This window comes from Sphingomonas echinoides (assembly GCF_029623395.1).
GTDB lineage: Bacteria > Pseudomonadota > Alphaproteobacteria > Sphingomonadales > Sphingomonadaceae > Sphingomonas > Sphingomonas echinoides_A.
This window is the reverse complement of sequence record NZ_JAPYKK010000035.1, coordinates 1-20,824: the sequence shown is the minus strand read 5'-3', so window position 1 is coordinate 20,824 and position 20,824 is coordinate 1. Positions and strand designations below refer to the sequence as shown.

Genomic DNA, 20,824 nt, shown 5'->3' with positions numbered 1-20,824 from the left:
TCGGCCTCATCCTCACTATCTTGCCCGATCATGCGATGTGCAGCGCGGCCAGCAGCGTCAGGCTGATCGCGGCCAAGCCGAGCAACGACAACACGACGGCCATGGTCACGCGGCCCCCGGCCTTGGCGACGGTGCGGACGTCCACGCCGAGCCCGAGCGCCGCCATGGAAACGACGGTCAGCAGCGTGGCGCTCCGGCCGATCGGCGCGATGGCGACGGTCGGCACCAGACCCAGCGAGCGGCAGGCGACCAGTGCGAGGAAGCCGATGATGAACCAGGGCACGAGGTGGGCGAGGTCCATCCGCTTGGCCGTAGGCGCACCGGCGACGAACTCGCCTTCGGGAACCGACTGCGGCGCGAGACGAGGCGCCACCAGCGACAGAACAAGGCACACCGGCCCGAGCATCAGCACGCGCACCAGCTTGACGAGCGTACCCATCTGCACGGCGGTGGCGCCCAACGGCGAGGCGGCTGCGATCACCTGCGGCACGGCATAGACAGTGAGCCCGGCGAGCGCCCCGAAGGCGAGCCCGCCCATGCCGAGCGCAATCCCGAGCAGTGGCAGGCCAAGCACTACCACCACACCCAGTACCGCCGTGAACGCGATCGAGGCAGCTACGTCGTCGCTGTCGGCGCCGATTACCGGTGCCACGGCCGCGATGGCGGAGTTGCCGCAGATTGAATTGCCGCAAGCCACCAGCAGCGCCATCCGCGTCGGCAAGCCGAGCAATCGGCCGATCCCAAAGCTGAGCAGGATTGCGCTCACGACCACGCCGGCGATACCGGCGAGGAGCGGCAGCCCGGCCGCCAAGATGGTCGCGGCACTGACCGAAGCACCGAGCAGGACGACCGCCACCTCCAGTAAGTATTTGGCGCTGAATGCGATGCCTTCGTGCCACCTTTCATCCGGGGTCCAAAGGCTGCGCACGGCGGTGCCGATCAGGATGGCGAGCACCAGCGCCTCCAGCCACGCCTTGCCGGCCAGTGCGCGCTCGCCCGCCTCCAGCGCGTAGGCCGAGCCGGTGACGGCGAGGCAGAGGCCGACGCCGGGCAGCAGCGCGGGCAATCTGCTAGTCTGGACGGTAGGGAATATACGATCGGGATAGGCAAAACTGGCCACGGCGGTGTTCCTTCCGTCGCACGATCTAAACCCTGCCTACCGATCGCTCCAACTTAGCCTTGTTGTCATTCCGATCGTCAATCGTGATCGGTTTCTATATCAGGTGCGGTGTGACACTGGAGCAACTGCGCATCTTCGTCGGCGTGGCCGAGCGCAAGCATATGACCGTCGCGGCGCGGCCTTAAACGTCACGCAGTCAGAGGCTTCCGCAGCCATCGCCTCGCTTGAGGAGCGACACGCAACCAAGCTCTTCCACCGCGTCGGGCGCGGCATCGCTCTGACAGAGGCCGGACGGCTGTTCCTGACCGAGGCTCGCGGAGTTCTTGCGCGGGCCGACGCGGCCGAGACGGTGCTGGAGGAGCTTGGCGGGCTGAAGCGGGGCACGCTGCGCCTCGTCGCCAGCCAGACCATCGCCGCCTACTGGTTGCCGCCCATCCTTGCGGCTTTCCATGAGCGCTATCCGGCGATTAGTATCGAACTGTCGATCGGCAACACCGGGCAGGCCGCGGCACGCGTCTATGACGGCAAGGCCGATCTGGGTATTGTCGAGGGCGAGATCGACAACCCGGCGTTGGCGCATTGGCCGATCGGCGAAGACCGGCTGTTGCTCGTCGGAGCACAGCCTTTCGGCGACGCCGACATCGACGTGACATGGCTGCGACGAGCACGCTGGGGGCAACGGGAGCCTGGATCAGGCACGCGATCGACGTTGAATAGCGAGTTGCGCAGCTTGGGAGTCGATCCGGCTGCCCTCGACGTGGCGCTGACGATGCCGTCTAATGAAAGCGACCGAACGGCCGTGGAGGCTGGGGCGGACGTTGCTGTCCTGTCGGCGCTAGTGGTCGACCCGGCCATCAAGGCAGGTCTGTTGCACGTCGCACCGATCACATTCGCTCCTCGCCCCTTCTTCGGGCTGCGGCATAAGGAACGCTATCGCACGAAAGCCGCGGATGCGCTGTTGGACGTGATCGGGTTGCAGCGGCGGTAGGTACGCATCGGCATTCTCAAAACGCCATCCTTTTTGGGACCGCCCGCGATCGCCATCTCCTTCCTGAAACCTGTCTGACCGCACTCTACCAGATTTGCGCCATAGTAGGACGGGACATCGCCCACGAGCGGCCGGATCTGGCAGTAGCTGTCGTTCGGCAGACCGTGCCGGGACGACGCCCTTGTCCCAGAAGGCGTAGATTACGGCGGAAAACCCTGTCGCCATCCTGGATGCACGACAAACGGGTGTTTTCGGACACCCAAGCAGACCTGTCGGCGCTTAGCGTATATCTGGGTCCGTTCTATGTACCGACCCCTATAATTAGTCGGCCGAGGGAAGCCGAGGCCACGTGTCAGCTGGTGAATGAAAGTTGGCCGTCGAACCACCGTGAGGGGCAAGACGTAATAGAGTCGGTGATCGACTCGGGGTGCCACGCACCCTCCAGCCTCGTGGATCGCTCCCCGTGATCGGCAGGCGCTGAACCAGCCAAGGCATATGTGCTTGGTGATGCCAGCGTCGGACCAGGGAAGTCCAAGGGAACCGTGGGAGCCGTTATTGTCGGTGGCCTGAGGTAGGGATGCGAGGTCCCGCTTTGTTCAGGCCACCGTATGATCGGTGAACCATAGTTATGTCTAAACAAGACCATTCGCCTGAAGGCCTCCTCTACGGACATGCTACCTCTATAGAGTGGCTTATCGCCTCCATCGACGTAAACGGAGGGAAGACCTGCTCGCCTAACAGCGATGTTGACGACGAGTCCCCGAATGAGATGCTGGTTAGACGCATCACTGGTGTCGAACCGAGGTGGTGGGCCAGCGTCCTACTCTTTACCGCCGTCTGGCTTGTCATGCTCTACGTGTTTGGCTTCATAGCTGATGAAATGCGTGCTTGGCCTCGGCTTCGCTTTGGCGCCCTTCTCGGCTTCCTTGTCGCTATAGTCTATGTCTCGAGAGAGTTTGGTGCTCGCTTTCGCGTTCTTAACGATAGAAGCTCCCGCGCGCACGAGACTACGTGGGCGATGTTAAGTGGATGGCTTCTGATCGGCATCGTCTCTGTGATTAGTGAGCCGATGAAAAAGCTGGCCTCTGACCTTCAGAGGTATGACACCATGACCGCGGTCGCCCTAGTGTCATGGATCTATCTCTACAATGCGACACTGAAGCTTCCGTGGGACAAAGCGACGGAACAAAGGAAGTCTGCACACCTTAACTGGGAGGCATCGCTCAGACGACTTCTCTCATCGACACTCACGATGAAGCAGAAACTCTTGCACGCCGCGTTGGCGCCGGGCGACCAATCGCTACATCAGGCGTATCACCGCCAATTGGTCGAGTGGGACAAACTTTATCCCGAGTGGAGGGCGCCGTGGCAACGCAGTCACTCCGTCTCGGTCATGAGGCGACATGATGAACACGAGTGAGCACACGGGGTCCCTGCAATACGCCGGCGACCGTTGCACGTCATAAGCGTACTCGCCTGCTTAACTTACGTTCCTATTGTGCTCTCGCGGGGAGCGCTCTTTCTGTGTGTTTTGAAGCGTACATTCTCTAATGGCGGCGAAGGTCCCGATCAGGGAACTTGCGCTGCCAAGTCTCAATCAAGAAAAGTGAAACTGTACTGGCGGAATGGAGTGCCAAGCTAGCGATACGGGCGTCGATTCGCACGAAGCCCCGCTCGCGGCCATGCGCATCGCCTGCATGCGTGCGCAACGCTCCAATGCCGCTAATGACAGTAGAAAGCCCACCTAAAATTGTTCGAACGTCGGCCTCGATCTGGCTGTTTATGTCGGTTCTGCTCGCATCCAGTGCCAACGGCTTCTTCACGGCATTGTAGAGGCCCTGGATATCCTTTTTCGCGGGAAGGTCCTCGCCGAGCTCTATAAGGATTGAGCGGCACACGCTCTCGACCGCCGAACACGCGGCCGTTACCGCGTCTTCCGGGTCTTGATTTACGCTTGCTAGGGCGCGGTCGATATCAAGGCGCACGGTATCGAAGCTGATGGTGTCGACCACGCCCCCTAGCTTTTCAAGAACTGGGCTCGCTTGCCCGACCGTCACAAGGCGGATGGCTAACCCTTGGCGTTGCAGGGCGAAACCATCGAAGGCGAGCACACCATTGAGGTACTCGATTACGGTCGAGAGCCGTTCGGGGTCCGCTACAAAATCCCGAGGATCGGTTGCAGCTTCGATGACGCGTACCAAGGGCTCATACTCGGCCGCGCGATTAAGGGCGATAAGACGCTCGACTAAACATGGAACGCGCGAACCTGTGAGCTGGAAATCGACGTTGCAGCCCCGCATAAACTTCTCGATGCGGGGGCCGGAGCGATAGATGCCGATTGGAGGCATCGTGCTGTTACCGGCCCCACCGCTGATGATCTCCGCAACAGCATCAATCGACTGAGGAGAAAGCGGAAACGGCATAGAAGGCACCAATCAGGCTTACACGCCCGAGGCGCCTAGTGTCGGATAGTGTCGTACCATATCAGCTTATCGGTGCCTCTTGCCATACGGATGCCGCCCTCCCCTTCCACGCCTCGCGCGTCATCCGCGCAAACTACCAGCAGTACGTTTTGGGTATATCCTCAACGCACCTACCCACGTCAGAGGGCTTGCACGGCTTTAGGTCGCGGCGACCTCCAGGACCTCAAGCGCGTAGTTTGCCACCTGATCATTGCGAAGCTGGATGAGCTCGATTGTCTGGCCTTCGGTATCTACCCGTTCGACCTTACCGTCCACAAGCCGCACGACAAAGCGGTCGCACTGCTCCAACACAATCATCTCGATGGCGTCATCGTCGTTTAAAGCGAGGCGGCGCACGATCCCTTCATACGCAATCCAGGCGCCATCATGTCCCATAGTTGTCAGGACGTAGCCGATGACGACATGGCTTCCTGCTTCTACCTGCCTAGCGATCGGTAGCAGCCAGCCGAAACGCAGCGGCGCGGTAACCGTCGTAACGGGATTTCGATGAGCAAGCTTCTGAAAAATGTGGCCGGTGCCCACAGTGAGCATCAGAGAATATATGAGCTCCCACGCGAATCCGGCACCGGACAGCCCACCTGGCGCCTTGGCTCTCCACAAAATACGATAAGGGTTTGGTTCGATAGGCAAGGTGGCGACCCTGCCTCCATAGCTGGCGATCACCTCGTTCACGCCAAAAACTAATGCCCCCACCGTGTGAGCAAGAAGGGCGATAAAGACCACTAGGAAGATCGTCTGGTTGGAATTCGGACGGTCGGGGCGCGGCGAAACCAAGTCACCCGCTTCGCCAAGCCTAGTCCCGTAGTAGCCTGCAAATCCCGGCAGCAGGAGTAGTAAGGCGCCGAGCAGTGCGTAACCGAACGTCATTCCTCCGGCTTGGTGCTCTTCGCGGCCGTTAGGAGCTGATCCTTGTTGAGACGATAGACGCCGTCGTTGGTCTTCGTGGCGGCCTCGCGAGCCTTTTTCCAGCTACCAAACGCACGGTGGACCTGTCGGCCCAGATCAATCGATTCCGTGGTGTTCAGCTGCATCGTAGTCTCCTAACGGGATATATAGCTCAACCTAGGGTGCGGTTCCATACGTTCCCGGTTGGCAGTCTCCCCACGTCGCCCACCCTCGCAGACAGGCATCGATTGATCGCGGCTTCTCGCGGTACATTTTGGGTATGCTCTATGGTACCAGCTCCTGGCCGGTCTGTTTTATGTGTAGGAACAACGTTTAGATTTCCGGTCGATTTGCTCGCTTGGTCCGGCTGAAGGCCTAACCAAGGAGGACCATACGGCACCCATCTAACCGGCACGTAGAAGCCTCGCCAGGGGTTGGATCCGCATCTTGAGGCCGGCCGAACGAGGCGGCGGGACTGATAACGCTTAGTCGATCGATCGGAAACGCACTGCAGGCTCGCCGTGAGCAGCCGCCCCTAACACGCGGGCTTACGAACTTTGAACGCGGCCGCTACGACGCCTAGGGCCGTGGCATACTAGTCCGGCATAGGGCCTGGAGAGCTGCGGCATGTCTATGTTGATGATGACGATCGCGCTGATGACCACTCCCGCTGGAGCGACTAATCGGGGGTTTGTCGATCACGCAAGAATGGCATGCGCCGCACCTATTGGAAAGCGTCCGCGGCTGGCCGGCATTCAGGTCGAGCGCTCTATTGCAGACCCCGGTGACCTGCCCAAGCTACGCATCACCGATCAACAGAGCGGCGCATGGATGCTGGCGTATTATGACCGCGCTGGCGAGAAAGCTGCGTATGCGCGCGCGGCCTGCCTCGGCGCACAGCTAAGACTGCTGGCGGTTGAACTCGGTGAGGTGAGCGCGCGGGAACAGTGGTTCTCTTCGGTGTTCACGACCGATGGCAACTACGTCGCCCCACCGAACCAGACCGTGACGCGGTGGAAGATCCATGTGGAAGCCAACGGCAGTCTTGGCAACGAAGCGCAGTCTATGATTGTCCTCACCATGCCGCATGAACAGGTTCATCGCTTTCAAAAACGCGCGGGGTCCGTAGTTCCCCGCTGGCTTGAGGAAGGTCATGCGGAATGGATCAGTCGCAAGGTCCGTCAGCGGCTGTCACCGGAAGAGGCTCAAGCCGACGTAAGGCGCTCTCAGGGCTTGTTCGAGGCCAGCAAACAGCCCTTGGCGCTCGGTAGTTGGGGCGGCATGCGGGTCAAGCGGGAGGCGATCATGCGCCAAGTTCCACCAGAGGAGCGCCGCAGGATGGAAGCTGACCCGGCCTACACTCCCTCGCTTTCTGACCGCAGTTTCAGCATCGGACCGGACGACGTCACCAGCGATGAGAGCAATCTGAAGCCTCGCTACGAAGGTTCGTGGCGCGTGTTTCGCGACCTCGAGGCAATTCACGGTCAAGCTGCCGTGCAAAACTGGATGCGGGAACTCACGTCGCGCCCTGGCAGGGTTGACGGCGGCTCGGTCACTCGCAGCGCTACCGACATGCTGAACGAGAACCTTAGCAAACGGCTGGGTTAGCGCGGGGGGGGGGGGGTGATGTGGACGACGATATCGATGCCCTCCGCTCCGATATCAGCATGGCGACCGCTGAGCCGCAGCTCGATCAGGAGTTATAGGTAAGGCGTGCCGCCAAATAGCCCCGGCAGCTCGTCCAACCGTTCGCGAGTCACTGGGCGGCGGATGCTTCAGCGAACTGCGTACGCTCGCCACCTATGCACCGATGGCTAACGGCACTAACGGGCGCGATGACTCGCACCCGCTAGTGCAGCATCAGGCGGCGGCGCGCTCGTCGGCGTTCCTGCGACGTAGAAGGCTGCTCGATATAGCCGGAGATGCATAGGCAGCGCCCTCTAGTGGTGCGAGGTCCACGCCAGGCGGCACGATTTCATCGATACGATCCAGCACCTCGTCGCTTAGCCGCACGGTCGCGCCACTCAGCAAGCCGTCGAGGTGCTCCTCGGTACGCGGGCCGATGATCGCGGCCGTGAGCGCCGGATGCGACATGACGAACGCCAGCGCCATGTGCATTAGCGAGATGTCCGCACTCTCTGCCAGCGGGATGAGCTGCTCGACGGCGTCCAAGCTGCTCTCATCGGACATCGCCTTGGGAAAGAACTTCGCGCGCAGTGAGTCCGGCGTTGTCTGGCCTTTTCGGTATTTGCCGGTCAGCATGCCTTTGGCGAGCGGACTCCAGGCCATCACGCCCATGCCGTAGCGCTGGCAGGTCGGCAGTACCTCGCGTTCGATCGCGCGGTTGAGAATAGAATAGGGAGGCTGTTCAGTACGAAAGCGGCCGAGGCCGCGGCGCTCCGCAATGTGCTGCGCTTCGACGATGTCGGAGGCGGGCACGGTGGATGCGCCAAACGCCCGGATCTTGCCCGCTCGCATCAAGTCAGTGAGCGTCGACAGGATCTCCTCTACATCGGTGTCGGCCGGCATGCGGTGAACCTGGTAGAGGTCGATGTGATCCGTCCCCAACCGGCGAAGCGAGCCTTCGACGGCTTGTACGATCCATCGGCGCGAGGCACCCTGCTGGTTCGGGTCCTGCCCCATGGGCCCGGTGAACTTGGTAGCGAGTACGACATGGTCGCGGCGCCCTTTGAGCGCCTTGCCGACAATCGCCTCGGACTCTCCGTCGCTGTATCGATCGGCGGTGTCGATGAAATTAATTCCGAAATCGAGTGCCTTGTGAATGATGCGGATGCAGGCATCATGGTCGGTGTTTGCAATCTTGCCGAACATCATCGCGCCCAAGCAGTAAGGGCTGACCTTGATGCCGGTCCGTCCAAGATTTCGATAGAGCATAGCGGTCTCCTGCATGGTCTGTTGAGTAGGTCAAATGAGTGGTTGGGTTGTTCGACCCGGCATCATTCCGGCAGCTTCACGATCAGTTTGCCCGTGTAGTTGCCCTCGAGCAGGCCGATAAAGGCCGCAGGCGCCTTATCGAGGCCCTCGACAATAGTTTCGGAAACCAGCAGTTGGCGATCATCAAGCCAGCCCCGAACCTGCCTTTCGAAGGTCGGGAATTCCTCCAGATGGTCGGCGTTCAGAAAGCCTTCCAAGCGAATGCGTTTGACGATCAGCGTCGTGAGGAATTCATGAATTCCAACTCTTTCTCCTGCTATTGCACCGTTGTAGCCTGACACCAGGCCGCATACGGGTACGCGCGCATCGTTGTTGAGTAGCGGCCAGACAGCGTCCCGTACCGCACCGCCGACATTCTCGAAGTAGATATCGATGGCAGCGTTTGTCTCCTGTGCAAGCTGACCGGCGAAATCGTGTGCGCGGTAGTCGACACAAGCGTCAAAGCCGAGATCCTGCGCGACATGGCGACATTTGTCCGCTCCGCCTGCTATGCCCACAACGCGACAGCCGAGAAGCCGACCTATTTGCCCGACGACAGAACCGACCGCGCCAGCTGCGGCTGATACCACCAGCGTGTCGCCAGCCTGCGGTCTTCCGATTTTGGTCAGTCCCCACCAAGCGGTGAACCCGGTCATTCCAAGAATGCCAAGAGCCTGCGACGGCTCCGACATGTCGGGCATCAGGTGCCGCAATCCTGTGCCGTCGGAGACGACAAACGACTGCCAACCACCGTCGGGCACCACCACTAAATCGCCCTCGGCGAAGCCATCATGGTACGAAGTAAGGACGCGCGCGACAGTGCCCCCGCCCGGAGGCGCATTGAGCGCGTATGGTGGCGCATAGGAGCCGCGTGCGTCGTTCATTCGTCCGCGCATGTACGGATCCAGAGACAAATACAGATTGCGCAGCAGCAGCTCGCCCTCCCCAGCGAGAGGCATCGGAGCGTCGACCATGCGGAAATCGTCGTTGCGGGGAGCGCCCTGGGGCCGGCGGGCGAGCAGCACCTGTTTATTGATGGCTTGGTTCATAAAGGTCCTCCGGGAAAATGACCCTGCCGACGACAAGGTCGGCTGAGCGAGGCGTCAGCGGGCAAAGCGCTGGCGCAGGAAGGCCAGCACATCGCCATCGGCCTCGCGTATGACGGAGAAGTGGTCCGCACCGTCGTAGACCGTGTATGTGACGGGCGCGCCGGTCGCCTTTAGCCGGTCTACAAACGGCGTTTGAAGCGGCTCCAAGACGAATGGGTCAGCATTACCCTGAACGATCAGGACGGGCTTACGCAGCGTGTAGCCCGGTTTGACTGCTGGATCGTTGGCCGCGATGAAGGCGCGCATCTGCGGCTGGTTTGCCCAATCCAACTTCAATCCTCGAAAATCATCACCCTTCGCCTTCACTGCTGCGTCGATCGTACCGATTGCTGCCACCGAGCAGAGTGAGCGGAAGCGGGGTAACGTCGCGGCCAGATCCGGACCCATGATTGACGTCTCGTCGAAGGACGGCCGCTCAGCTTTGAGGCCGGTCGCCATAAGCGCCCCCTGGAACTGCTGCATCATCTTGCCCTGCAGAGCTGCTTGCCTGCTGGTCGCTGCCTTGCCATTCGCCCCGAAGCGGGCAGCGTGAGCCTCTATTGCAACGTAGGGTGCAGATGCGACCGTACCAACGTAGGTCATCCCATCGGCTTCGCCTGCCAATGCTTCGGCGCCGAGCACGCCGTGACCACCGTCCGAGTGTCCAACCGCCGCCCAGCGATCAGACAGGCGAGGCTCGGCGAACCGAGCCGCAACGACACCCGCTACCAACGATCGAGCGAGGCTGGACAGATCATAATAGGGGTACGGGGTGGTTGCATCAGGACCGAGGCCTTCCAGGTCAGGCGCGACCACTGCGTAGCCGGCTCCAATGAATTCATTGATCTGCCAAGCATAATCGCTTTTGAAGCCGTCTTTGGTCAGGCCGCCGTCGAGCTCGGATGTTTGACTCGGCGCACAGCTTTTCTGTCCTGGCGTGGTGGTGCCATGCTCCCAAGCAACGATCGGCCACCCCCCCACAGGCGGCGTGCCCTTGGGTGTCAGCAATAGTGTCGTGGCTGGCACCGGCCGCCCTCCGACACCGAGCATGGTATGGTGGAGAAGCCTTACGTTGGCGTCGACGCCGGAGATCGCTGGCTGAGTCGTAGCCGCCCGAAGGGTGATCGGTGCCCGGCCAGATGCAGGTTGCAGTGCGAGCGCGACGCTGGCGATTCCGAGCGAGGTGGTTAGGAGAACGGCCACAAAGTTGCGGCCGCTGCGCGCTAAGAAAGATGACATTGTAAGTAGTCCTGCTGATCTGAGAGATTAGACCTGTGCCATTCCGCCATCGACCGGCAGCTCCGCGCCGGTGATGAAGCTGCTCTCGTCACTGACGAGGAACAGTGCGGCCGATGCGACCTCATCGGGACGGCCCATGCGGCCCAGAGGGATTAACTGCGTCAGCGTTCCGCGCACCTCGTCTGAGGCCGCCGCGAACATGGCGGTATCGGTTGGCCCGGGCGCCACGACATTGACCCGGATCCCGCGCGGAGCGAGCTCATTGGCCCAGGTTCTCGCAAAAGAGCGCACCGCCGCTTTGCTCGCGCCATAGACGCCATAGCCCTTGGTGCCGATCGCACCCGCGATCGACCCCACCAGCACCACAGCTCCACCTCGAGGCATGATCGCTGTGGCAGCCTTCGTCGCGAATAGAAGTGAGCGCACGTTTAGCCCGAGGGTGCGATCAATGTGGTCGTCGTCAACAGTGTCGAGCGTAGCGAATTCAGCGATGCCGGCATTTACGACTAGGACGTCCACCTGCCCCGCCTCGCGCTCAACCGACACAAAGAATGCCATTATGTCGGCTGGATCCGAAGCGTCTACGCGACGCGCACGCACCGCGCCTTTGCCGTGCGTTGTCTCACTCTGTTCGGCTCGTCGACTGGTCGCATATACCGTCGCGCCTTCTACCGCGAAACGCTGCACGATGGCACCGCCGATGCCGTCTTGCCCGCCGATCACAACCGCGACTTTACCCGTAAGCTTGCTCATACGTCCTCACTGAAACGTGGTGACGTCTAAGTATATTCCCCATATCTAAGCACAAGAACGCACCTGTCGGTGCCTAGATATGGAGATGTATACCCATGGCTACTGGTGACATCGTTCTGCCGCTTGATGTGAGCGCTACGAGGCCTATCCTGGAGCAGATCGCAAACAAGTGGACGGTTCTGATCCTCAATGTCCTGTGCACGCAACCAGCGCGCTTCAATGACTTAAAGCGTCGTCTTGACGGCATCACGCACAAGGCCCTCTCGGACGCTTTGAAGCGGCTAGAACGCGCGGGCCTCATCAGCCGCCGTGTTCTGCCGACCCAGCCAATTGGCGTTGAGTACACAATCACGAGATTGGGTGGGTCACTCCGTGAGCCCTTCGCGGCGCTCTATACTTGGTCATTGGAAAACGGGACTGAGCTGGAGCGAGCGCAGTTAAGCTATGACGCGTCGAGACTTGAGGATCAGGAATAGTGCGTCACGTCACCGTGCTGACCCAGCGGCGTTGCTAGCCTGTCCTCTATGTCGGGGGCGCGATCTTTTCCTCGCAGCAGGCCGTCCGTCATCAAAGCCAACATCACATGTGCCTCTGCCGGCTCTGCTTCATCTGCCGCCCCTGCGAGCGCGCTAACGGCTCGAAGGAGCATCCAGGCCGGAACATCATCGCGGATCTGGCCGGCGGCAACGGCGTCACGCAGTAGTGTAGCAAGGGCCGGCTCGAAGTTCGCTCGAAAATAGGCCGGCAGTGCGTCGAACGCTGGGTCACCGGAATGTAGTGCGGCAGCCAGTCCTCTCTTTGTGGTCAAGAACCGCCAATAGCGCTCAAGCCATAAAACGACTGCCCTTCCAGGCTCATTCTCTAAGGAAAGTGTCGCTGCCGCTGCGGCGCAGCCATCCACCTCACGGCGGAACACGCCAGCGATCAGATCGGATCGCGTTGGAAAACGCCGGTACAGCGTACCCATTCCGACGCCCGCCCTAGCGGCAATCTCCCGCACGGTTGCATCGATGCCGGACGCAGCAAAGACCTGCTTGGCTGCTTCAAGGATTGCATCCTCATTGCGTTGCGCATCGGCACGCACGGTTCGGCCGGTCCGACGCCCCGACAATTCTCCTTGTTGTGTGGGCAACGTTTTCTCCCATCCGCCGCAAAACAGATCTTGATAAGCGGAGCATCGCTCCATATATCGTTATTCGGAGCGGCGCTCCGGATCGGAATACACGCCGAACGTCGATCTCGCTAGCTGGAAAAGGAACATGCTCATGAACAACCTTATCAAGGTGTCGCGCGCCATCCCCGTGTTGGAAGAGACGATCGCTGCCTCGTATAGTCCCGTGCTTCTGCCAATGGGTGGACGAGAGACGCCGTTGGAAATGCGGATCACCGCACCAATGACCGGCGACAATCTTCCGATCGTGCTGCTCTCCCATGGACATGGCCCGTCGCTGTATGTGCCGTCAAAGGACGGCTATGGCCCCCTCGCCAACTTCCTCGCCGAGCGTGGTTTTGTCGTAATCCAGCCCAGCCAAGCCAACTCTAAAGTTGCTGGTTTGCCAGCGGGTGCGCCAGACGCACCGTTGTTTGCGCGCGAGCGGGCTGAGGAGTTGCGCGCAATTATCGACGGGCTTGATGTGATCGAGGCAATCGTTCCACCTCTGGCTGGCAGACTTGATCGTGACCGTATCGCGGCCGTTGGACACTCGCTTGGCGGACAGACTGTGGGTTTCTTGCTCGGCGCGCGATTCACGATCGGCGATGGTCAGGATGCACGCGAAGTGAACCTGTTTGAGCCGCGCATCAAGGTCGGCGTCTTGCTCAACGCGCCTGGCGCGGGAGGCGATGACCTCAGTGCCGGCGGCAAGGCATATGGCCCCGCCTTCTCACCAGACTTCAGCCGACTGATAACGCGCGCGTTGGTGGTATACGGCGACGAGGACGTCAGCCCGCACCTGACGGTCCGCGGCGCCGACTGGCACGCAGATCCTTTTCATCTCAGCCCCGGTGCCGACCATCTGCTGACGATCGCAGGCGCGAAGCATGGCTTGGGCGGCATAGCGGGCTACGATGCCAAGGAGACGGACGACGAGGACCCCGATCGTCTCGAGACGACACGGCGGATGATCTGGTCCTACCTGCGCTCCGCTCTTTTCGATGGTGACACCGCTTGGTCAGAGGCATCCCGTGCTCTTGAAGGCCCGGCGGCTTCGCTTGGCCACGTGACGCGCAAGTAGCCTAGACGACGAGCAATTTTAGCTCGCCGCGGCCTTAACCACCAGCAGGCAGGAGGTGCCAGTGTCCGGATCTCGCAAACCAGTGCTGGCACCCCTCGCGATCACATGTCCGCCGCGGTTGGGCGCACGATGACCTCGTTGATGTCGACGCCGTCGGGCTGCTCCAACGCATAGCGGACTGCTCGTGCAATCGCGTCCGGGGTCAACGACTTCTTCCGCCAACCCGTCAGAGCAGTGGCTATTGCAGAGTCGGTGATGTCGTGCCCGAGTTCGGTGGCGACCACGCCCGGCGAGATCAGTGTCGAGCGGATTTCGTCATGCTCCTGCCGCAACCCTTCGGTAATGGCGCGCACCGCATGCTTGGTGCCGCAATAGACAGCCGCGGTGGGCATGACCATGTGCGCGGCGACCGAGGCGACGTTGACGACATGGCCGCTCTGCTGCGCCACGAACCGCGGCAGGACCGACGCGATACCGTTTAGGACACCGTGGATGTTGACGTCCACCATCCGCTTCCATTCGTCGCGCTTAAGCGCGGCCAGGGGCGAGAGCGGCATCACGCCGGCATTGTTGACCAGTACGTCGACGCGCCCGAACCGCGCATCGGCGGCCTCGACGAACGCGTCGAAGTCGGCACCGTCCGTCACGTCGAGGGTTTGCCACGCGACGCTCGCGCCAAGCTCCTCCGCTAGCGCCTTCAGCCGCTCGCCCCGACGCGCGCCGATGAAGAGCCGTGCGCCCGCCGCTGCCAGTTCGCGCGCCGTCGCTTCGCCAATGCCGCTCGAAGCGCCGGTGATGAGGACGACCTTGTCGATGATAGCTGTCATGATGTTTTCCTTGCCTTGCTGACGGCCAGCAAGATGGGACAGCAGGACGGGTCCGCGGTAGATCGATCGTCCGAACGCTTTGCACAATCCTCCAGAATCGCGTCTCTCGGTTGCGCGCGTCGATCCGCTGAGGAATGACGGTCGGCATGGACCGGATCACCCAGCTTGCCGCCGTCATCGACCGTCACGTCGGCGGGACGGGCATTTGCACGACGGCGATGCCGCATGTGTCGCTGATCCGGGCCGATCAGCCGAGCACGCCGACGCCCGCCGTCTATGAGGCTTCGCTATGCCTGATCGCCCAGGGATCGAAACGCGTGTCGATCGGCGAGCACAGCGTCGTCTACGACGCCGCCCATTACCTCCTTGTCTCGGTCGACCTGCCGCTCGTCGGGCATGTGATCGATGCGAGCCCCGAGAAGCCGTATCTCTGCTGCAAGATCGACCTCGATCCTGCGATGCTCGCCGACCTCATGGTGTCTGAAGGCGGCGCAGTTCAGCGCACCGACTTGCCGGTGCTGGGCCTCTACCCTAGCGATCCCGACCTGATCGACGCTGCGTGCCGGCTGGTAGGGCTGCTCGACCGGCCGGAGACGATCGGGGCATTGGCACCGCTGATCGAGCGCGAAATCCTGTACCGGCTGCTCACCGGGCCGCACGGGCCGATGCTTCGCCACGTCGCAACCGCCGGCAGCCACCTCAACCAGGTCAGCCGGGCCATTGCCGCAATCCGCCGTCGCTTCGATGCGCCGATCCGCATTGACGAGGTCGCGGCTGAGGCGGGGATGAGCACCTCTTCGCTTCATGCACACTTCAAGGCAATCACCCATCTCACGCCACTAGAATACCAGAAGCAATTGCGTCTGCAGGAGGCACGGCGCTTGATGCTCGCAGGCGGTGCCACAGCCAGCGCGGCAGGGTTTGCGGTCGGCTACGAGAGTCCGTCACAGTTCAGCCGCGAATACCGCCGCCTGTTCGGCGCGCCGCCACGACTGGACATCGATCGGCTACACGCTGCACCAGCGGGCATCGCGCTGTAGTCGCAGAGAAGTCGTTGATAGTTTGCGTTACTCCTAAGCCAAAGCCGGCCGTTCGTGCAGGTTTGGCAGCAGCCGAGAGCGTACGTTGGATCAGGTCGAAACGTTCAGCTGCAAGGCGCAAAGCGGACGTTGCTGGCTGCGATCACCGCCTGATAGCGGAAGGTTCACTTTCGAGGTGCGGTCGCCCCCTCGCCTTTCCGCCCACCCCCCCCTACTCCGGCCTGCACCGCGACATTGATCGTTTCCATGCCGGTACGTTTTAGGTATACCCTCAGCGCACATCTCTAGGCCGGTCCTCTTTACGTCAGGAAATGACGCATAAAATCCCTGCCGATTTTCTCGTCAGGTCCGGCTGAAGTGTTAGCCAACGAGGACCATACGGCACCCATTCAAACGGCACCGTTGAAGCTACGAGCAGGGCTAAGGAGGAGCCGTGCCGGAGGAAAAGCAGCCCTTCTGCTATCGCCCAAATTTTGACATTCAGCCCGAATGAACGCGACCGCTTCTAAAATCTGCTTATCGCTTCGTTGCGGCGATGCGGACAAAACAGGACACAACGCTAATCCAGCGAGAACTGGGAATACCAAGGCTTATCCTCGCGGGTTGCACGTCGTTTCTCACAAACCCGTTCACGTGCTGCAGCCTCATCTACCCAAGCTTTCGGTACTGGCACTAATTTTTCCGGCCCCCCACAGGGCCCGTGTGAACCAAAAAACTCCCTCCGGTCATATTCAGAGCCATAATCTTTTCGAGTATATGGGCCTCTGTCGTTTGGGTCATAGTGAGACTCGAATGTCGGACCAGTCCCCGTAGATTTGTCCACTAGACCGATCGTATTAAGGCCAACCCCGTTCTGGTCGCCAAATACCCTAACTATATCCTTAGATTTATCAAACCTGCTTTCTATTATCTGTGTAAAGGCGTCGTTGCCATATAGGTGGTCGAATACAACCCATAGGCTACCAATGTTTGCGTGAGCAGTGCTTGCTACAAAATATACGCGGCGCGGAAGATGTCGCCCTCCATATCTGTCAGTCCATCCAATTGGCTTCTGTGGACCTATATCAAACAAGAACATAGTGCGATGAAAGTCTCTTGCCAAATATGATAATATATCTTTTCTTGGATGAACCGGCTTTGACATGACATTTAGCGTTATTCTAGACATCGACATTGGAGGGATATCAAGGAAGCATATTTGAATGGCTGGGCACTCGGCATCCAAACGAGCCTTTGACTGGTTCTGCGAGTTGCAGCTCCCCGTTATGAATAGTAATAAGGTAAGTAATGCCGACGAAGATAGTCTAATATCGTGCGCTTTAATATGCTGTGATATACAGTTCACTGCCATATCAAAGAAGCAACGGTAACTCAGCATGTGCCCAAGACGCTTACATTTCATTAGTTGTATGGTGCCACAGCCATAAATGCAAAACTTTGAACAATCTTTAATGTCTGCTTCCCACCACCTATTGCCGTTCAACCCCTTCACGAGCGTCGATCGCGCTGGAAGCCGACCGACCGCTATGGGGCGGGAACGCCGGCCGGCATTGAAGAACGGTTGGTACGCGAGTAGCGCCTAAACGTCGCGACCTAGTGGCAAGCGGACCTAGCTACCGACGCAGACACGCAGCCGCTGGGGTCAAAGTGATGTTGCGGAAAGTGAGCGGGATGCGCCCGTCGCCATCATCGGTCTCTACCGTCGCAAACCCTTTGAACGTTGCCGGTATCAATCCACTCCCGCCCGCCGTCTTAACGTCGGTCCGCTGCACGGGATCAGAAAGGGTCACCAACACGAAAGCACGCAAGGTCTTAGGGCTTCGCTGGTTGAACCATGTAGCCCCTTGACTGCCTTCCCCGGAAAGTTCGCCATTCGGCGTCGCGCTGCTGACAGCCTTTATCCGCCACCCTTCGGGGACGCGGCATACGGAGTTGAACTGCACACCCCAAATGTCGAACGAAAATGCTTTGACGCTCACCGTGTCTTTGACGGGGAGGCCGATTATCGAAAGGAGATAGGTGTGAGGATGATCAACGGCGGAAGCGGCCCCCGCATTAAAAGCAGTAGCGGTAATAGCCTTTTCATCGACGGACAATCCGCCAACTGCCGAATGTCTGCAAGTGGAAGTTTCCAGTCCGTCCGCTTTGCCGCCCGAAAGCTGCCGGTCGGCTTCCGGCAACGGCGGTCGTGTTCAGAGCGGCTGAACGTCGCAACATGGTGGCAAGCGGAATGGCAGCTTTGGCTTGAGCGGAATGCGAAGCGGCCGTTACTTTCCAGCTGTCTTGCCGTCATCAGCCAGCCGGGAAGTACCACCTCGAAGTCGCCTGATAACCGTGATTTTGCCGCCCGCTATGTCATAGGCAACGGCGTCATATCCCCAGCAGCAATCTGGGGGCGGCTTCCGCCCCCAGCTTCCGAGTGAATTAAAATACTCCATAAAGAGGAGGCGTCCTGTTGAGGCGTACCCCGGCGCAAGTTTGAACGAGACACCGGTCGCGGACAGCTTCGGGCCAAACGCCTTTAGCCAATCGGCTTTGTTTCGCGCGACGTTTTGTCCATCTTCGAAAACTTGAACATCGTCAGCGAGAAGGGCGGCATAACGAGCCTCGTCCTTTGTCGAGAAGGCACGCACGAGGTTTTCCGCGATACTGGTTTGCTCGGGAAGCAATGGCGGCGGAGGAACCTGCGCTGTCGCGCTTGTCGCAAGCGAAAGTGACACCGCCGTAAATACCGCGAACCGAAGCCATGCCACTCGTTGTCTCCACTGTTGGGCCTACGTCTCCTTCTGGGATCGCGCGAAGGTCTGCGCAATGGCAAGGTTTGGGCAATTCCGGTCCGTCCGCTTTGACGCCTCAAAGCTGCCAGTCTGCTTTCAGGAACGGTTGGTACACCAGGAGCGTTTGAACGTCCCGATCTGGTGGAGAGCGGACGTTCTCCTCATGGTGACATGTTGAACTGAGCCACAGTTCCGGCGCCTTCGTCATTCCGTTTCAGAAACGAGTGCCAGAGCTTGAGCTTGCCGCGCCGCTGCCGCCTCGGCGGTTTCTGGCCTTCTGGGATTAAGCGACCAGACAGCCAGAACTTGTGGTGAGAGACGAACGACGGCGTAACAAGACGTGACGATTAAAACTACTTTGACGTTAGGAACTGACGGCGTGGTATCCTGCTTCGGGCACGCAACCTTAGGCTTGTCGTTAAACGGCTCAACAGCGGACAAAAGCTCAAAAACGTTTTTGTCTCCGTTGTAGTAAGCTTCGAGCTGCCTCAAGTCGTCTTGGTCTACGAGCATGAAGCTCTCAGGAAGATCGTTGGCAACGCCAGCTTTGGCTGACCGGCAACGCCAGCTTAGACAGTCAATATTTGGCGGCCGCCCTTCGTAGATCGCGGTGGGAACAATTCGTAGAAGGCCAGCCGATACAGGCGCCGACGACCTTGAGGCGTCTCGTGCGAGCTTTTCAGCGTCAATCTTCCCTGTGTCCTCATCTTGGGGATTGTATGAAGTATTACCGGCCTCGCCCCGTTTCGAGACGAGCTGCACCTCTGCCAAGCGCGTTCTAAATACTCGGTCAGCAATCTTGACGAAGACGGGCGACCTTAGGACATCGTCCGACGCTCGATTAGATGGAGCCGACGAGCATGCGCCTGATAGCAGGAAACTAGTTACGGCCAATCGCATTGCCGCCGTGCGCAGGTGCATACGGAACGCGAAATGAGAAAATGGCCGCATTCGCGAATGATCGCGCTATGGGCAAACCTTTGCAAGTTACGTTTGACTCCGAGCCTCCAATGTCCGGAAGTGGGCGACTCCGGCCGGGCCGCCTTGTGTCCGACGCGATCACCAGCAGGAACGGCTCGACCTGGTGGCTAGCGGTCATTCCCGGAACAACCCACCAAGTCGAAGAAGGCCTTCCAGCCGAACGTTTTGTCCCCTGCGCCTGCCGCGTTCGGGAAAAGCATGTGGGCTGGTGCAGGGTCGCCTCTTCGTGGAACGCTCTCGATTAAGTCGTAGGCGGCGTCGAAACCGATGTACTGCCTGTTGCCCTGTGGGCGAGGACCTCCGTCCGGATCAGGTGCTCGCCACCCTTTCGCTGTAACATCCTCCGTTGAAGCTATGTTCTGAAGCCCATCGGTTCCACCGTTCCATGGCAGCCACCACGACGTATCTCCTGACTTCTGATCGTGGATCGCCAGCGCGAGGTCGCTCGGCCAATATGGCCCGCTGGCGACCTGACGATAATGAGCCGTCCAACGGGGATGGTGCCGCAGCACATATTGAGCGCGCTCTACGGGACACGGGGAAACCGACGATGCAGCAAGAGCGAGGAGTCCAAGCATCATCACATTCCCCCCTGTTATCGCGTCCTACCTAGCCTCAATGGGAACGTCTGCAAATGGGCGTTTGCGGACTGGCAACTTCCCCGCCCGATAGCTGCCAGTCGGCTTTGGCTTACCATGGACGGCTGTAAAGGGGCTGAACGGCAATACCTGGTGGAAAGCGGAAGGGCGGCTTACGGGAGGGCGAGTGGCAGTAGCTGCCCTTGCGCGGTCGCTGCTTCCTCGAAAGGATTATTTTACGTAAATGGCGCGCTTGGGCACTAGTGTTCGCTAGAACACAAGCAAATGGCATTATTGTATAGACCCGTCTCCAAAACTAGCATTGTTGATCCTCGACCAATGAAAGACGCATTGTCCTTCTTTTTCAGACTGACCATTAAGGTATCTTGAATACAAATTACCAGTAAGTCCAATTATTCTCCAATGCGGATTAGACCACCATAATGAATTGCGGTCTATTTTACAATATCTTGCTAGGCTGTACAATTCGAGTTCTGGTATGTCATTTGAGGCAGACGGTAAAAGGCACAGAAACAATGCCGCTGCCCGAAGCATCAACGTACGGTTTGATGGCTTCCATCGACAAACAGCTATTATCAACGCTAAAGCGGTAGCAGGCACAAGCAAGACGGCTGATATGTCTAAAATATATCTTACGCTAACAGGAATGCCATATTGTTGAGATAAATAATAGCACGTGCACCCTGTTGATGCCATTATAAGCGCCACATAGTTCCAACGGGTCATTCGCCGCCTAGTCTACTAGTTTTCAGTGCTTATACGTTCTAGGCGATGCCGAACATGAACAAATCAATAGACAACGTAGTCTACCTGCCTGGTTTTTGGGGCATCTGTCGAGCATGCCGACAGTAAGCCACTATGCCGGAACGGCTGCAA

Annotated in this window: 18 protein-coding genes and 1 pseudogene; 6 read left to right on the top strand and 13 right to left on the bottom strand. The window is 59.6% G+C overall.

All coding sequences use genetic code 11. The annotated features are described in order from the left end of the window. Window positions 1-28: 28 nt before the first annotated feature. On the bottom strand, window positions 29-1,120 hold the full coding sequence (locus QBJ92_RS16800) for a YeiH family protein (protein WP_183128845.1): 1,092 nt from the start codon (window positions 1,118-1,120) through the stop codon (window positions 29-31). 110 nt (window positions 1,121-1,230) lie between these two features. Here QBJ92_RS16800 and QBJ92_RS16795 point away from each other — a divergent pair. Together QBJ92_RS16795 and QBJ92_RS16790 are read left to right on the top strand one after the other, a co-directional pair. After that, window positions 1,231-2,108: pseudogene (locus tag QBJ92_RS16795) on the top strand (LysR substrate-binding domain-containing protein). 628 nt (window positions 2,109-2,736) lie between these two features. After that, a complete protein-coding gene (locus QBJ92_RS16790; RefSeq protein WP_277970855.1) occupies window positions 2,737-3,528 on the top strand; it encodes a hypothetical protein in 792 nt (263 codons plus the stop codon). Between the two features lie 127 nt (window positions 3,529-3,655). Here QBJ92_RS16790 and QBJ92_RS16785 read toward each other — a convergent pair whose 3' ends face one another. From QBJ92_RS16785 to QBJ92_RS16775, 3 genes are all read right to left on the bottom strand, one after another. After that, window positions 3,656-4,531: an abortive infection family protein gene (locus tag QBJ92_RS16785; RefSeq protein WP_277970854.1), complete on the bottom strand. Its 876-nt coding sequence runs from the start codon at window positions 4,529-4,531 to the stop codon at window positions 3,656-3,658. Between the two features lie 198 nt (window positions 4,532-4,729). Further along, a complete protein-coding gene (locus QBJ92_RS16780; protein WP_277970853.1) occupies window positions 4,730-5,458 on the bottom strand; it encodes a hypothetical protein in 729 nt (242 codons plus the stop codon). Further along, window positions 5,455-5,622 (bottom strand): hypothetical protein, encoded by a 168-nt coding sequence (locus QBJ92_RS16775; protein ID WP_184506515.1) that lies wholly within the window; start codon window positions 5,620-5,622, stop codon window positions 5,455-5,457. Before QBJ92_RS16775 ends, QBJ92_RS16780 begins: the two co-directional genes overlap by 4 nt. 481 nt (window positions 5,623-6,103) lie before the next feature. Here QBJ92_RS16775 and QBJ92_RS16770 point away from each other — a divergent pair, with 481 nt between their 5' ends. Beyond that, the gene (locus QBJ92_RS16770) at window positions 6,104-7,084 is read left to right on the top strand and encodes a hypothetical protein (RefSeq protein WP_277970852.1); all 981 of its coding nucleotides are present in this window, start codon (window positions 6,104-6,106) and stop codon (window positions 7,082-7,084) included. A 252-nt stretch (window positions 7,085-7,336) separates the two neighbouring features. On the opposite strand, the gene QBJ92_RS16765 is transcribed toward QBJ92_RS16770, so the two are convergent. From QBJ92_RS16765 to QBJ92_RS16750, 4 genes are all read right to left on the bottom strand, one after another. Then, the gene (locus QBJ92_RS16765) at window positions 7,337-8,371 is read right to left on the bottom strand and encodes an aldo/keto reductase (protein WP_277970851.1); all 1,035 of its coding nucleotides are present in this window, start codon (window positions 8,369-8,371) and stop codon (window positions 7,337-7,339) included. 62 nt (window positions 8,372-8,433) lie between these two features. Beyond that, window positions 8,434-9,459: an NADP-dependent oxidoreductase gene (locus tag QBJ92_RS16760; RefSeq protein ID WP_277970850.1), complete on the bottom strand. Its 1,026-nt coding sequence runs from the start codon at window positions 9,457-9,459 to the stop codon at window positions 8,434-8,436. 54 nt (window positions 9,460-9,513) lie between these two features. Further along, window positions 9,514-10,737, bottom strand: coding sequence for an alpha/beta fold hydrolase (locus QBJ92_RS16755; protein WP_277970849.1), 1,224 nt, complete (start codon window positions 10,735-10,737; stop codon window positions 9,514-9,516). A gap of 27 nt (window positions 10,738-10,764) precedes the next feature. Further along, window positions 10,765-11,490, bottom strand: coding sequence for an SDR family NAD(P)-dependent oxidoreductase (locus tag QBJ92_RS16750; protein WP_277970848.1), 726 nt, complete (start codon window positions 11,488-11,490; stop codon window positions 10,765-10,767). A gap of 95 nt (window positions 11,491-11,585) precedes the next feature. Here QBJ92_RS16750 and QBJ92_RS16745 point away from each other — a divergent pair, with 95 nt between their 5' ends. Beyond that, window positions 11,586-11,966, top strand: a complete 381-nt coding sequence (locus QBJ92_RS16745) for a winged helix-turn-helix transcriptional regulator (protein WP_277970847.1) — start codon at window positions 11,586-11,588, stop codon at window positions 11,964-11,966. On the opposite strand, the gene QBJ92_RS16740 is transcribed toward QBJ92_RS16745, so the two are convergent. Beyond that, window positions 11,957-12,622 carry a TetR/AcrR family transcriptional regulator gene (locus tag QBJ92_RS16740; protein WP_277970846.1) on the bottom strand — a complete coding sequence of 222 codons (666 nt, stop codon included), beginning with the start codon at window positions 12,620-12,622 and terminating at the stop codon, window positions 11,957-11,959. The two genes, QBJ92_RS16745 and QBJ92_RS16740, sit on opposite strands and share 10 nt — an antisense overlap. Before the next feature lie 133 nt (window positions 12,623-12,755). Between QBJ92_RS16740 and QBJ92_RS16735 the strand changes: the two genes are divergently transcribed. After that, on the top strand, window positions 12,756-13,724 hold the full coding sequence (locus QBJ92_RS16735; RefSeq protein ID WP_277970845.1) for an alpha/beta hydrolase family protein: 969 nt from the start codon (window positions 12,756-12,758) through the stop codon (window positions 13,722-13,724). A 101-nt stretch (window positions 13,725-13,825) separates the two neighbouring features. Here QBJ92_RS16735 and QBJ92_RS16730 read toward each other — a convergent pair whose 3' ends face one another. Next, window positions 13,826-14,551: an SDR family oxidoreductase gene (locus tag QBJ92_RS16730; RefSeq protein ID WP_277970844.1), complete on the bottom strand. Its 726-nt coding sequence runs from the start codon at window positions 14,549-14,551 to the stop codon at window positions 13,826-13,828. A 146-nt stretch (window positions 14,552-14,697) separates the two neighbouring features. Between QBJ92_RS16730 and QBJ92_RS16725 the strand changes: the two genes are divergently transcribed. Beyond that, window positions 14,698-15,591 carry an AraC family transcriptional regulator gene (locus QBJ92_RS16725; protein WP_277970843.1) on the top strand — a complete coding sequence of 298 codons (894 nt, stop codon included), beginning with the start codon at window positions 14,698-14,700 and terminating at the stop codon, window positions 15,589-15,591. 1,613 nt (window positions 15,592-17,204) lie between these two features. Here QBJ92_RS16725 and QBJ92_RS16720 read toward each other — a convergent pair. The 3 genes from QBJ92_RS16720 to QBJ92_RS16710 form a co-directional block, all read right to left on the bottom strand. Next, window positions 17,205-17,771: a hypothetical protein gene (locus QBJ92_RS16720; protein ID WP_277970842.1), complete on the bottom strand. Its 567-nt coding sequence runs from the start codon at window positions 17,769-17,771 to the stop codon at window positions 17,205-17,207. Window positions 17,772-17,858: 87 nt separating this feature from the next. Then, window positions 17,859-18,344, bottom strand: a complete 486-nt coding sequence (locus QBJ92_RS16715; RefSeq protein ID WP_277970841.1) for a hypothetical protein — start codon at window positions 18,342-18,344, stop codon at window positions 17,859-17,861. A gap of 228 nt (window positions 18,345-18,572) precedes the next feature. Continuing rightward, window positions 18,573-19,139, bottom strand: coding sequence for a hypothetical protein (locus QBJ92_RS16710; RefSeq protein WP_277970840.1), 567 nt, complete (start codon window positions 19,137-19,139; stop codon window positions 18,573-18,575). Window positions 19,140-20,824 lie beyond the last annotated feature (1,685 nt).

Excerpts from the sequence above, each read along its gene's own strand:
- QBJ92_RS16790 (WP_277970855.1), top strand. The coding sequence starts at position 2,737 with ATGTCTAAACAAGACCATTCGCCTGAAGGCCTCCTCTACGGACATGCT.
- QBJ92_RS16785 (WP_277970854.1), bottom strand. The coding sequence starts at position 4,531 with ATGCCGTTTCCGCTTTCTCCTCAGTCGATTGATGCTGTTGCGGAGATC.
- QBJ92_RS16780 (WP_277970853.1), bottom strand. The coding sequence starts at position 5,458 with ATGACGTTCGGTTACGCACTGCTCGGCGCCTTACTACTCCTGCTGCCG.
- QBJ92_RS16775 (WP_184506515.1), bottom strand. The coding sequence starts at position 5,622 with ATGCAGCTGAACACCACGGAATCGATTGATCTGGGCCGACAGGTCCAC.
- QBJ92_RS16770 (WP_277970852.1), top strand. The coding sequence starts at position 6,104 with ATGTCTATGTTGATGATGACGATCGCGCTGATGACCACTCCCGCTGGA.
- QBJ92_RS16765 (WP_277970851.1), bottom strand. The coding sequence starts at position 8,371 with ATGCTCTATCGAAATCTTGGACGGACCGGCATCAAGGTCAGCCCTTAC.
- QBJ92_RS16760 (WP_277970850.1), bottom strand. The coding sequence starts at position 9,459 with ATGAACCAAGCCATCAATAAACAGGTGCTGCTCGCCCGCCGGCCCCAG.
- QBJ92_RS16755 (WP_277970849.1), bottom strand. The coding sequence starts at position 10,737 with ATGTCATCTTTCTTAGCGCGCAGCGGCCGCAACTTTGTGGCCGTTCTC.
- QBJ92_RS16750 (WP_277970848.1), bottom strand. The coding sequence starts at position 11,490 with ATGAGCAAGCTTACGGGTAAAGTCGCGGTTGTGATCGGCGGGCAAGAC.
- QBJ92_RS16745 (WP_277970847.1), top strand. The coding sequence starts at position 11,586 with ATGGCTACTGGTGACATCGTTCTGCCGCTTGATGTGAGCGCTACGAGG.
- QBJ92_RS16735 (WP_277970845.1), top strand. The coding sequence starts at position 12,756 with ATGAACAACCTTATCAAGGTGTCGCGCGCCATCCCCGTGTTGGAAGAG.
- QBJ92_RS16730 (WP_277970844.1), bottom strand. The coding sequence starts at position 14,551 with ATGACAGCTATCATCGACAAGGTCGTCCTCATCACCGGCGCTTCGAGC.
- QBJ92_RS16725 (WP_277970843.1), top strand. The coding sequence starts at position 14,698 with ATGGACCGGATCACCCAGCTTGCCGCCGTCATCGACCGTCACGTCGGC.